10 protein-coding genes are annotated in these 12,386 nt (G+C 73.9%); 6 read left to right on the plus strand and 4 right to left on the minus strand.

The window, feature by feature from the left end; translation table 11 throughout:
• Positions 1–46: 46 nt before the first annotated feature.
• The gene (locus ACFOX0_RS13570) at positions 47–2,002 is read right to left on the minus strand and encodes a tetratricopeptide repeat protein (protein ID WP_377545335.1); all 1,956 of its coding nucleotides are present in this window, start codon (positions 2,000–2,002) and stop codon (positions 47–49) included.
• Between the two features lie 184 nt (positions 2,003–2,186).
• Here ACFOX0_RS13570 and ACFOX0_RS13575 point away from each other — a divergent pair, with 184 nt between their 5' ends.
• Together ACFOX0_RS13575 and ACFOX0_RS13580 are read left to right on the plus strand one after the other, a co-directional pair.
• Positions 2,187–3,221 (plus strand): SIS domain-containing protein, encoded by a 1,035-nt coding sequence (locus ACFOX0_RS13575; RefSeq protein WP_377545337.1) that lies wholly within the window; start codon positions 2,187–2,189, stop codon positions 3,219–3,221.
• A 24-nt stretch (positions 3,222–3,245) separates the two neighbouring features.
• The gene (locus ACFOX0_RS13580; RefSeq protein WP_377545339.1) at positions 3,246–4,799 is read left to right on the plus strand and encodes a histidine kinase N-terminal domain-containing protein; all 1,554 of its coding nucleotides are present in this window, start codon (positions 3,246–3,248) and stop codon (positions 4,797–4,799) included.
• Between the two features lie 59 nt (positions 4,800–4,858).
• Here ACFOX0_RS13580 and ACFOX0_RS13585 read toward each other — a convergent pair whose 3' ends face one another.
• A complete protein-coding gene (locus ACFOX0_RS13585) occupies positions 4,859–6,496 on the minus strand; it encodes a glycosyltransferase family 39 protein (RefSeq protein ID WP_377545341.1) in 1,638 nt (545 codons plus the stop codon).
• Between the two features lie 430 nt (positions 6,497–6,926).
• On the opposite strand from ACFOX0_RS13585, the gene ACFOX0_RS13590 reads away from it, so the two are divergent.
• The 4 genes from ACFOX0_RS13590 (at position 6,927) to ACFOX0_RS13605 (ending at position 10,571) form a co-directional block, all read left to right on the plus strand.
• The gene (locus ACFOX0_RS13590) at positions 6,927–8,627 is read left to right on the plus strand and encodes a nitrite/sulfite reductase (RefSeq protein ID WP_377545343.1); all 1,701 of its coding nucleotides are present in this window, start codon (positions 6,927–6,929) and stop codon (positions 8,625–8,627) included.
• A 156-nt stretch (positions 8,628–8,783) separates the two neighbouring features.
• On the plus strand, positions 8,784–8,939 hold the full coding sequence (locus ACFOX0_RS13595; protein ID WP_377545345.1) for a hypothetical protein: 156 nt from the start codon (positions 8,784–8,786) through the stop codon (positions 8,937–8,939).
• A complete protein-coding gene (locus ACFOX0_RS13600) occupies positions 8,936–9,697 on the plus strand; it encodes a phosphoadenylyl-sulfate reductase (protein WP_377545347.1) in 762 nt (253 codons plus the stop codon). The genes ACFOX0_RS13595 and ACFOX0_RS13600 overlap by 4 nt, the downstream gene beginning before the upstream one ends.
• Positions 9,698–9,737: 40 nt before the next feature.
• A complete protein-coding gene (locus ACFOX0_RS13605) occupies positions 9,738–10,571 on the plus strand; it encodes a sirohydrochlorin chelatase (RefSeq protein ID WP_377545349.1) in 834 nt (277 codons plus the stop codon).
• Between the two features lie 166 nt (positions 10,572–10,737).
• On the opposite strand, the gene ACFOX0_RS13610 is transcribed toward ACFOX0_RS13605, so the two are convergent.
• Both ACFOX0_RS13610 and ACFOX0_RS13615 read right to left on the minus strand, forming a co-directional pair.
• Positions 10,738–10,995, minus strand: coding sequence for a WhiB family transcriptional regulator (locus ACFOX0_RS13610; protein WP_377545351.1), 258 nt, complete (start codon positions 10,993–10,995; stop codon positions 10,738–10,740).
• 416 nt (positions 10,996–11,411) lie between these two features.
• The gene (locus ACFOX0_RS13615; RefSeq protein ID WP_377545353.1) at positions 11,412–12,359 is read right to left on the minus strand and encodes a diacylglycerol/lipid kinase family protein; all 948 of its coding nucleotides are present in this window, start codon (positions 12,357–12,359) and stop codon (positions 11,412–11,414) included.
• Between the last annotated feature and the right edge of the window lie 27 nt (positions 12,360–12,386).

Below are 12,386 nucleotides of genomic sequence, written 5' to 3' on the forward strand. Positions count from 1 at the left end.
GCGGATGGGGAGTTCCGGACAGCGGTGGTGACCCGTTGCCAGGTCTTCAGCGGGTCCGGCGCAGCCGCGCGGTGAGTCGACGCCAGAGCCGGGTCAGCGGGCCCGGCCGGCGCTCGTCCGCCCCGTCCGGCACCAGCAACAGCCGGGTGGCGGCGATCATCGGCGGTGCCATGGCCGGGGTGGCCAGCACCAGCTGGGCCAGCGACCGGGCGATGGAGACCGGCCGGTCCCGCGCCACGGTGATCCCGTCGGTCAGCCGCTCGGCCGCGACCCGGGCCACGTCCGCCCGGACGTCCGGGTCCACCCAGGCGTACGTGACCAGGGCGAACAGGGCGGCCTCGGTGACCCAGTCCTCGACGCCCCAGACGAGATCGAGCAGCACCTGGCGGCGGGTGGAGGTGGGCCACGGTTCGTCGGTGCGGTGGTGCAGCAGACCGAGGCAGGCCCAGACCTGCACGCAGCGGACCCACAGCGTCGGGTCGTGCTCGGCGAGCGCCCGACCGAGCGGGGTGGCCGGCGGCCGCGGCGGGTGGGCCAGCAGCCCGAGCAGGTCGTCCAGGTCGAGGGTGGCCAGACCGACCGCGCCGTCGTACGCGGCCGGCGGGTGCGGCCAGGCGGGATGGGCGAGCTGACGGATCCGTTCGACGGCCGTCGCCGACGGCGGCCCCACCACCGGTGCCGCGACCATGCCGTCGTAGCGCCACAACTGGTGGGCGGAGGCCCGGCGCGGCAGCCGGATGTCCGGCTCCGGCGCCTCGGCGACGCTGATCACCAGATCGGGGGCGGCGGAGGCCAGCGCCCGCATCGCGCTCGGTGGTTCCAGGCCGCTCAACCGCAGCCGGCCCTGGGTGGGCAGCCGCCCGACGGTGGGGGGCCGGACCTCGCCGCCGGCACGCGGCGGGCCGGCGGAGACCGGGCGGTCGTCGTCGACGCCGGAGGACCCGTCGCCCGGAGCGTCGTCGTCGCCGTCCCGCGGTTGGGTGGCCAGCAGTTGCCGCAGTGCGTTGGCCACCGCCTCGCCGGCCGGTGGCAGGTGCCCCAGCCACGGGACGCTGTGGCAGCACTCGGCCAGGTCCGTGTGCTCGTGCGAGTCGTCCGGATGGTCGCGTTGGAAGTCGGCGAGGGCGACCAGGTGGGTGAGTTCCCCGTCCCGCTGGTACCGCAGCCGGTGGCCGGTGTGCACCGCGCAGTCGAAGGTCGGGTTCCGGTCCAGGGCCTGGTCGATCCAGCGCAGCGCCTCGTCGAGCCGGCCGTTGTCGGCGAGCGTCCCGGCGATGTCGGCGTACACCGACAGGTCGTCGGGGTCGTAGCTGACGGCCCGGCGCAGGGCGGCGATGGCCTCCTCGGTCCGGCCGGCGCTGCGGTAGGCGTAGCCCAGCCACACCTCGGCCAGCTTGTCCCGACGGCCGCGGGCGCCGCGTCGCGCCCAGTCCACGGCGAGGTCGGCCTCGCCGAGCCGCCGGGCCAGTGCGGAGGCCGCACCGAGCAGCAGCCCGTGTTCCGGGTTGGCGTCCACCATGTGGGCGGCCAGCCGCAGGTAGGCGCGCAACGGCTGCCGGCCCGGCGGCGGCACCGGGTCCGGGGTGCCGGCGCAGATCCGCATGAGGATCCGGGCCATCTGCTCGGGGTCCAACCGGGCGGCCAGGCCCGGGGCGTTGACCCACGGCACGCCGGCCCAGTCGGCCGTGGGGGCGTAGCTGGTGGCCGAGGCGAGCAGTTCCAGTCCCTCGGCCGGCTCCCCGGCGGCGGCGAGCAGGTGGGCCCGCGCCACCACCGTGCCGACGAAGGCGTGCTGGTCCAGCGGGAACAGGTCCAGCCCGCCACCGGTACGGGCGGCGAGCCGGGCGAGGACCTCGTGCACCTCCGGCATCGTCGGGGCGTACGCCAAGGCCCCGGCGACGTGTCCGGCGGCGTGCGTCAGATCGCCGTCGCTGATCGCCAGCCGGGCCAGGGCGAGTTCGCCCTCGGCCGACAGCCGTGGATCGTCCGTTCCCTCGGGCACCTGTCGCAGTCTCCCCGTCGCCGTCCGTTTCCCTGGGTCTGGGCAGCGTAGGCGATGATCGCGAGCAACTGTGATCCGCTGCGCGATTCTGCGCGTTCAATTGCTCTGAGCGATCGAAGCCTGCAAGAATGCGCATGGACTGAGCATCGAGTGGAGGTTTCCCGTGAGCCGACCTGGCGCCGGTATGGCAACCGACATCGCCGAGCAGCCGGCCGGATTCGCCCGGTTGCTGGAGCCGGCGCAGGCCGACCCGATCGCCCGGGTGGCCGCCGCGATCGCCGAGCGCCGGCCGCGACACGTGGTGTTCACCGCCCGGGGCACCTCCGACCACGCCGCCCTGTACGCGGCGTACCTGACCGAGATCCGGCTCGGGCTGCCCGCCGGGCTGGCGTCGCCCAGCACGATCACCCTCTTCGGCGCCCGGCCCGACCTGTCCGACGCGCTGGTGGTCGGGGTCAGCCAGAGCGGTGGTTCGCCCGACCTGGCCGAGGTGCTGCGGGTGGCCCGGTCCGCCGGGGCGCTGACCCTGGCCGTCACCAACGCTCCGGACTCGCCGCTGGTGGAGGTGGCCGAGCTGGCGGTCGACGTGGCCGCCGGGCACGAGCGGGCCGTCGCCGCCACCAAGACGTACACCGCGGAGCTGCTCGCCCTGCTCATGCTGGTCGAGGGCATCCGGGCGGGGGACGGCGCGCTGCCGGCGGCCGAGCGGGCCGCGCTCGACGCGCTGCCGGAGCTGGCCGCCGCGACCCTGGCCGACCGCACCCCGGAGGAACTGGCGCCGCGGTACCGGTTCGCCGCCCAGTTGGTCACCACCGGGCGCGGGTACGCCTACCCGACCGCCCGGGAGGCCGCGCTGAAGCTGATGGAGACGTCGTACCTGCCGGCGCTGGCCTTCTCCGGCGCGGACCTGCTGCACGGGCCGCTGGCGATGACCGACCCGGACGTGCCGGTGCTGGCCGTCGTCGGTTCCGGGCCCGGGGGCCGGGCGATGGGCGAGGTGCTGCCCCGGCTCGCCGAGCGCGGCGCGGACCTGGTCGCCGTCGGGTCCGCCGCGGTGCCCGGGGCCGCCACCCGGCTGGCGGTGCCCGAGGTGGACGAGCGGTACGCCCCGCTGCTGGACATCCTGCCGCTGCAACGGCTGGCCCTGGCCCTGGCGCTGGCCCGGGGGGAGGACCCGGACGCGCCGCGCGGACTCAAGAAGGTCACCGCCACGATGTGAGCCGGTCGTGGCACGCTTGCCTGCGTGTCCACGCTGCGCGATCTCGCCGAGGAGCACACCGCCCTCCGGCCGGCCGACATCGACCACCTGCACCGGGTGGCCGGTGACTGGCAGTTGCTCTCCGACCTCTCCTTCGCCGACCTGCTGCTCTGGGTGCCGACCGACGGGGACGAGACCTTCCTCTGCGTGGCCCAGGTGCGGCCGACCACCGCGCCGACCGCGTACCAGGACGACCAGGTGGGCCGGATCGTCGGCGGGCCGGAGGTGGCCCACCTGACCATCGCGTACGCCCAGGGCCGGATCTGGCGGGAGGGCGACCCGGTCTGGTACGGCGACACCCCGGCCCGGCACGAGGCGATCCCGGTCCGGTTGCGGGCCGGTGACGGCGAGTCGGCGGGCGAGATCATCGCGGTGGTCGGCCGGGACACCAACCTGTCCACCGCCCGGACCCCGAGCCAGCTGGAACTCAACTACCTCACCACCGCCGACGACCTGGCCCAGATGCTCGCCGACGGGACCTTCCCGCCGCCCCGGCATCCCGGCGAGACCACCTCCGCCCCCCGGGTCGGTGACGGGCTGGTCCGGCTCGACGCCAACGGCAAGGTGACCTACGCCAGCCCGAACGCCCAGTCGGCGTACCGCCGGCTCGGTTTCTCGTCGCACCTGGTCGGCGAGGACCTGGCCGCGCTGAACAGTCGGCTCGCCAGCGACCCGCTGGACGGCACCGAGGCAGCGAACGGGGTGCTCGCGGCGCTACGCGGCGAGGCGCCGCCCCGGCGGGAGGTCGAGGCGCGCGGGGCGACCGTGCTCACCCGCTCGCTGCCGCTGATGCCCGCCGGGGTGCCGATCGGCGCGCTGGTGCTGGTCCGGGACATGACCGAGGTACGCCGTCGGGACCGGGCGCTGATCACCAAGGACGCCACCATCCGGGAGATCCACCACCGGGTGAAGAACAACCTGCAGACGGTGGCCGCCCTGCTGCGGCTGCAGGCCCGACGGGTGGACAGCCCGGCGGCCCGCTCCGCGCTGGAGGAGTCGGTACGCCGGGTCGCCTCCATCGCCCTGGTGCACGAGACGCTGTCGATGAGCAGCGACGAGGCGGTCGAGTTCGACGGGATCGTGGACCGGGTGGCCCAGGCCGCCGCCGACGTTGCCGCCACCGACTTCACGGTCCGGATGCGCCGGCAGGGCACCTTCGGTGTGCTGCCGGCCGAGATCGCCACCTCGCTGGTGATGGTGCTCAACGAGCTGTTGATCAACGCGGTCGAGCACGCGTTCGAGGAGCCGGCGGACGCGCCCGGGCCGCCGGTCGTGGCGACGGTGGGGGATCCGTCCGGCGAGCCGGCCGAGGTGGTGGTCTCCGCGCACCGTTTCCGTAAGCAGCTGCACGTGACGGTCGCCGACAACGGCCGGGGACTGCCGGTCGACTTCGACCAGGGCAGCACCGGTCGGCTCGGTCTGCAGATCGTCCGCGCGCTGGCCACCGGTGAACTGCGCGGCTCCATCGAGCTGCGCAACCGGGCCCAGGGCGGTACCGAGGCGGTGCTGGTGGTCCCGCTGTCCCGTAGCCGCCGGTAATCCCGACCCGGGCCGGCGCGGCCGGTCCCGCGGTGACGGCTCCGCCGCGCGGGTGCCGGTCAGCCTCCGGTACGGGTCAGCATGGTGACACTCAGACCGGAGACGTTCCACCGCTGGGACACGGTGAAGGAGTCCCGCAGCGCGGCGGCCTTGGCCGGCGGCATGTCGGCCAGCGGATCGGTCGGCCGGCCGGCCGCGAGCAGCCAGACCCGGTGCACCGTGGCCAGGCAGCGCGCCGGCTGCTCGCACTCGGTTGCCTGGAAGCTGCCCCGGTCGCGTTGATCCACCGCCAGCAGGACGTCCCGTGGCCGGTGGGCGCCCAGGTGGTAGGCGACCGCCGTGTCGAGGAGCTTCGGGCCGGTGCGGGGGGCGTACACGACGGCGTCGCCGGGGCGCTGCCCGGTGGCGATGATCCGGGCGGCGGCCCGGTAGTCGATCGGCGCGTCGCGCGGCCACTCGTGGGTGCGCCGCAGCGCGAACTGGTCGGGGGCGCCGACGACGGCGGCCACCGCCACCAGGGGCAGCGCCACGCCGAGCCGCAGCCGGGCCAGCGGTCCGGCCGCGAGCACGCAGAGGAACGGCACCGTGCAGACCAGGTACCGGGGCACCCAGAGCGGGCTCACCCGACCGCCCACGAACAGCAGCACCGCCGGCAGCAGCACCGACAGCCCGAGCACCAGCCGCCACCCGGCCGCCCCGGTGGCCCGGGCCGCCCCGGCGGGGCCGGTCCGGAGCGGTTCCGCCGGTGGGCCGGTCGGTCCGGTCCGGGCCGGTTCGTGGGTCGGGGCCGGTTCGCCGGTCGCCGGTTCGTGGGTCGGGGCCGGTTCGCGGGTCGCGGCCGGCGGCCGGTGGGCGCCGGTGACCGCGCCGAGCAGGGCCAGGCCGACCAGGAGCCCGCCGACCTGGCCGGACTGCAGCACCGCGCCGGGCAGCATGGCCAGGTCGCCCAGGGTCGGCCGGCCGACCCAGCCGAGTTGCTCGGTCTGCTGTCCCCGACCGATCAGCGCCAGCGGCACCAGCGCGACGGCCGCCGGCAGCACGGCGGCGAACCAGCGGGCCGTCCGTCGGTCGCCGGTCCGGCGCCAGGTGAGCAACACCGCCACCAGGTGCCCGGTGACCAGGTCGAGCGCCACCAGGTGGGCCAGCCCCAGGCCGAACACCGCGGCGCCGTAGCCGGCCCAGCGCGGCCAGGTCGGTCGGTCCAGCGCCCGGAACAGCAGCAGCGTCGCCAACACGGCGAGCAGCGTGGCCAGGGCGTACGAGCGGGCCTCCTGGGCGTACCGGGAGGTGCTCGGTGCCACCGCGAACAACAGACCGGCGAGAAATCCGGTACGCGGACCGGCGAGGCGCTGCCCGAGCCGCGCCGTCACCGCGGTCGCGCCGGTCATCGCCAGCACCGAGGGCAGCCGCAGGGCCGCCACCGAGTCCCCGACGAGCGTGGTCCAGCCGTGCATCAGCAGGTAGTACGGCGCGGAGAGCGCGTCCACGTGCCCCGTCAGCCGGAACAGGTCCGGCACCGGTCGGCTTGCGGCGCTCCAGGTGGCGAGTTCGTCCCGCCAGAGCTGGGCACGGTCGAGCCCGACCAGGGCGAGGGCCAGGGTCAGCACGCTCGGGGCCAGCCACACCACCGGTCGCGGGCGGCCCGGCGGGGCGTCGTCGGCCGGTACGCCGAGGACGGCCCGGGACGGGAAACCCATCGTCGCCCCCGTGGCTAGACGTCGACCGACCGGCACCGCCACCGCGGTCGCGGCGGAAACGGCGGCGGGTGGATTTGCCCCGATATTAACGTGAGACCGGGCACACCGGGTCCGGCATCCGGGAACCGTGCCGTCGGTCCGTGGCCCGGTCGGGGACGGTGTGGCAGCATGGCGGACATGACCGCCGCGCGCCGAGACATGTGGGTGGGACTGACGTCCCGCCGGCACGTCGACTACGGCCGCGTGCGCAGCGCCATCTGTCCGGCCCGCTGACGCCGTCCGGGCAGTCCCCACCGCCTCGGGCGCGCATTCGTCAAGCGCCGGCGGACATCGTCGTCCCCACCGTGATCCCGCGGAAACCGGGTGGTCCCGTCGCGTCGACGCCCACCCGACCAACCCAGAGCAGTACCAGGAACGGGAGGACAACGCGATGGTGGTCAGCAGCACTCCGGCCCGCGGCGGTACCGCCGGCCCGCCCGGCCGTCGTCGCCGGGGCGAGGGCCAGTGGGCGGTGGGTCACCGGGAACCGCTCAACCCCAACGAGCGGATGAAGGTCGACGACGACCCGCTCAACGTCCGGGCCCGGATCGAGAGCATCTACGCGCACCGTGGCTTCGCGTCGATCGACCCCGCCGACCTGCGCGGGCGGTTCCGCTGGTGGGGCCTCTACACCCAGCGCAAGCCCGGCATCGACGGCGGCCGCACGGCGGTCCTGGAGCCGCACGAGCTGGAGGACGAGTACTTCATGCTCCGGATCCGCATCGACGGTGGCCAACTCGACCTGGCCCAGTTGCGGACCATCGCGGAGATCTCCCAGCGGTACGCCCGGGACACCGCCGACATCACCGACCGGCAGAACATCCAACTCCACTGGGTACGCATCGAGGACGTGCCGACCATCTGGCGGGAGCTGGAGGCGGTCGGCCTGCAGACCACCGAGGCCTGCGGCGACTGCCCACGGGTCGTGATGGGCAGCCCGGTCGCCGGGGTGGCCGAGGCGGAACTGCTCGACCCCTCGCCGGCGCTGGACGAGATCGTCCGGCGGTACATCGGCAACAAGGACTTCTCCAACCTGCCCCGGAAGTTCAAGACCTCGATCTCCTGGCTGGCCGACGTCCCGTACGAGGCCAACGACGTGGCGTTCCTCGGCGTCGAGCACCCCGAGCACGGCCCCGGGTTCGATGTCTGGGTCGGTGGCGGGCTGAGCACCAACCCGATGCTCGCTGAGCGACTCGGCGTGTGGGTGCCGCTGGCCGACGTACCCGACCTCTGGGCCGGGGTGGTCGGCATCTTCCGGGACTACGGCTACCGCCGGCTGCGCAACCGGGCCCGGCTGAAGTTCCTGGTGGCCGACTGGGGCGTGGAGCGCTTCCGCGAGGTGCTGGAGAAGGAGTACCTCGGCCGTACCCTGCTGGACGGCCCGGCCCCGGAGCTGCCCGACCGGCCGCTGGACCACCTCGGCGTGCACCGGCAGCGGGACGGACGGAACTTCGTCGGGGCGACACCCGTGGTGGGCCGAATCTCCGGCAGCCAGCTCGCCGAGCTGGCGGATGTGGTGGCCGAGCACGGCAGCGACCGAATACGGCTCACCCCGTACCAGAAGTTGGTGGTCCTGAACGTGCCGCCGGAGCGGACCGAGTCGCTGGTCGCGGCGCTGCGCGGGATCGGGCTGGAGGCCCGGCCGTCGGCGTGGCGGCGCGGCACGATGGCCTGCACCGGGATCGAGTTCTGCAAGCTCGCCATCGTCGAGACCAAGGCCCGCGGCGAGGAGCTGGTGGCCCGGCTGGAGGAGCGGCTGCGGGACTTCGACGCGGACATCTCGATCCACATCAACGGCTGCCCGAACGCCTGCGCCCGGACCCAGGTCGCGGACATCGGCCTGAAGGGCCAGCTGGTTCCCGGACCGGACGGTCGCCAGGTCGAGGGCTTCCAGGTGCACCTCGGCGGTGGGCTGGGGATGGCGCAGGGACAGACCGCCGGCTTCGGGCGCAAGCTGCGCGGCCTGAAGACCACCGCGGAGGAACTTCCGGCGTACGTCGAGCGGCTGGCCCGTCGGTACCTGGCGGACCGGCAGCCCGGCGAGACCTTCGCCCGCTGGGCGGTGCGGGCCGACGAACAGGAGCTGCGATGAGCGAACGAAGTGAGCGAATCATTTGGCTCGGCGCGCTGGTGCCTCATGGCGTCGTGGAGCGAAGCGGAGCGACGTCATGAGCGAACGAAGTGAGCGAATCATTTGGCTCGGCGCGCTGGTGCCTCATGGCGTCGTGGAGCGAAGCGGAGCGACGTCATGAGCGAACGAAGTGCGCCGCTGTACTGCCCGTACTGCGGTGAGGAGGACCTGCGGCCGCACGAGCAGGCACACGGGGCCTGGGAGTGCCACGCCTGCGCCCGGGTGTTCACGGTCCGGTTCACCGGCCTGCTGAGCCGGGCGGTGAAGCGGTGACCCGGGCGTCGGCCGCCGGGCTGGGCCTGGTCCGGCTCGGCCCGCGGCAGCCGGCCGACCCGTCCCGGCGGGATCCCGGTGAGCTGCGGGAGCTGGCCGAACGGGCCGGCCGTGAGCTGGAGGGAGCGTCGGCCGAGTCGATCGCCGGATGGGCCGCCGACACCTTCGGTGCGCGGTTCTGCGTCACCAGTTCGATGGCGGACGCCGTGGTGGCCCACGTGGTCTCCCGGGTGGCCCCCGGTGTCGACGTGGTGTTCCTGGACACCGGGCTGCACTTCCCGGAGACCCTGCGGGTCCGCGACGAGGTGGCCCGGACCCTGCCGGTCACCGTCCGGTCCGTCCGGCCCCGGCAGACCGTCGGTCAGCAGGACGGCGAGTACGGGCCGCGGCTGTTCCACCGGGCGCCCGACGAGTGCTGCGCGCTGCGCAAGGTGGAGCCGCTGGAACGGGCCCTGGTCGACTACGACGCCTGGGCGGCCGGGCTGCGCCGGGACGAGTCGCCGACCCGGGCCAACACGCCGGTGGTCGGCTTCGACCCGCGGCGCGGCAAGGTGAAGGTCAACCCGATCGCCGCCTGGACCCAGGCCGACGTGGACGCCTACATCGCCCGCTGGAAGGTGCCGGTCAACGACCTGTTCCGGCAGGGGTACGCGTCGATCGGCTGCTGGCCGTGCACCCGGCGGACCACCGCGGGCGAGGATCCCCGGGCCGGCCGGTGGGCGATGTTCGACAAGACCGAGTGCGGCCTGCACACATGATCCCGGCCCGTCGGCCTCCCCGCTCCGGGGGCTCTCGCCGGTGACGCGGGCCACCGTGGAGCCGATCGTGCTGGTCGCCCACGGCAGTCGGGACCCGTTGGCGGCGGTGGCGACCCGGGCGCTGGTGCGCGCGGTGGAGGCGGCGAGCCCCGGCACCACCGTACGGGCCGGTTTCCTGGACCACGCCGGGCCGCGTCCGGGGCAGGTGCTGCGGGCGCTGGAGGCGGCCGGTCACCGATCGGCCACCCTCGTGCCGTTGCTGCTCACCGCCGCGTACCACGGGCGGGTGGACATTCCCGGCGCGGTGGCCACGGCACGCGACGCCGGGCTGCGGATGCCGGTCCGGGTGACCGAGGTGCTCGGACCGACCGGCGGGGCCGTACCCGGGTCGCTGCTCGGCGGGCTGCTGCGCCGACTCGCCGAGAGCGGGGTGACGGCGGCCGGCCGGTCGGTGCCGGACGGGATCGTCGTCCCCGCGAGCGCCGCGGCCGCGGGCGGACGGCGTGCCGGGGCAGGGGTCGACGGCGTGGTGCTGGCCGCCGCCGGCACCCGGGACGCGGCCGCCCGCCGTACGGTCGACACCGCCGCCGCGGCGCTCGGCGCCGTGCTCGGGGTTTCCTGCCTGGCCGGCTACGCCTCGGCGGCGGGACCGACCGTCGGGGAGGCGGTGCACCGGCTGCGCGAACGGGGGGCGGACCGGGTCGCGGTCGCCGCGTACTTCCTGGCCCCGGGCCGGTTGTACGGCGTGGCCGCCGCCGCCGCTCGGGCCGCCGGTGTGGTCGCCGTGGCCGCGCCGTTGACCGACGCCCCGGAGGTGGCCCGGCTCGTCCTCGATCGCGCCGCAGCCGGCGGGCCGGACCGAACGACGGGGTGACTCCCCGTGGTCGGCCGCGAGCGGCCCCTCGGGGATCGCCGGAAGCAATACGCTCGGTAATGGTGAAGTTTCTGATATCGACGATAACCGTCGGCGATTGAACGGAAACGCAGAATGCCCCGAGGGTGAACCTCGGGGCATTCTGCGTTGTGGTGGTGGATTGTGATCAGGCGGATTGAGCGCGCAGAACCCGCAGGCCGCCGCGGCGCTTCACGGCGCGCCGCTCCTCTTCGCTCATCCCGCCCCAGACGCCGGCGTCCTGACCGGACTCGAGCGCCCACTGCAGGCACTCGTCGGTCACGGAGCAGCGCCGGCAGACGGCCTTGGCCTGCTCGACCTGCAGGAGTGCCGGGCCGGACGTCCCAATCGGGAAGAACAGCTCCGGGTCCTCGTCGCGGCAGACAGCATCGTGGCGCCAGTCCATGGCGGCAACACTCCTCGTTCTGGATGGGGTGGCAGGTGCTCTTTTTACTATTTCCTATATGCATCAGCAATGCCTGCGCACAGATTGCATCTGTCGCATCGGCAGTGCGTTAGCGGTCTGTTCCGCCGGTGGTCCTGCCTTGGATCACTCGCTCGGCGAGCATGCCTCGGCAATGTCCCGGTAACTCAAGTCGCTTGTGAATACTTTCACGAACTCACGCAATGTCAAGGGTAACGCTCAGAAAAACTCTGGGCGGGTGAGCTAGCTCACGACCCTTTTGTCCGGTTCCCGCAGCTGTCCGGGACCCGTCGTACCACAGCCGAGAGTCAATATAGTACGATCCGGGCTTCAATGCTGGTGATTTCGACATGTTCCTCCGTTTCGCGGCGCGCCCCGGAGGTTGCGTTACCCAAGGGTCAGCAGATTACCCGCAGTGCGGCCGGTACGGATGTGAAACGCACCTTGCTGCGCTCGCCAAGATAGTCGCCATCCAGCTGGTACGCCTGCGGACGCGACGACACCAGGCTGAATTCGTCCAGGTCAGGCAACCGCAGGACCTCCCGCCCGCGCGGATCGGGGGTCCGGGACAGGATCTGCGCCACAGCCCGTGTGGTGCTCGGCACCCGCAACCGGCGCAGGGCCAGCACCGCCAGCCCCCGGTCGAACGACGCGTCCGGGTTGGGATTGACCGCCCGGTCGCCGAGGTAGGTCCACGGGGCGGTGTTCTGGATGATCACCGTGGCCAACTGCTCCTCGCCCGCCTCGGCGGGCCGCTCCAGCGAGATCGACGGATGCCGCCGTTCGGCGCCGAACACGTACTGCCCGAGGGCCGACCGCAGGTACAGCGCCGGGGTGGAGACCCGGCCCCGCCGGCGGGCCACCTCGACCCGGTGCACCACGGCCGCGTCCAGGCCGAAGCCGGCGCAGAAGGTGAAGTACCGGTCGTCGGCCAGGCCGAGACCGATGGTCCGGGACCGCCCGGTCCGCAGCCCCTCCAGGATCACGCTGGTCCCCTCGGTCCAGTCCCGGGGCAGACCGAGCGCGCGGGCGAAGACGTTCGTCGAACCGCCCGGCACGGTCGCCAACGCGGGCAGGTCGTCGGCCCGGGCCCGCCCGCCGCCGTCCGGGCCGCCGCCGGTCATCAACCCGTTGACCACCTCGTTGACCGTGCCGTCGCCGCCCAGGGTGACCACCACGTCCACCCCGTCCCGGACCGCCTCCCGGGCCAGCAGCACGCCGTGCCCGCGCCGCCGGGTGTATCGCACCTCGAGGTCGACCTCGCTGCGTAACGCCCGGACCAGTACGTCCCGGCTGCGCTCACTGGTGGTGGTGGCCTTCGGATTGACCACCAGAACGGCCCGCATGGGCGGCACTGTACCCGGATCCGCCAC

Source organism: Micromonospora zhanjiangensis (assembly GCF_042650605.1).
Lineage (GTDB): Bacteria > Actinomycetota > Actinomycetes > Mycobacteriales > Micromonosporaceae > Micromonospora_J > Micromonospora_J zhanjiangensis.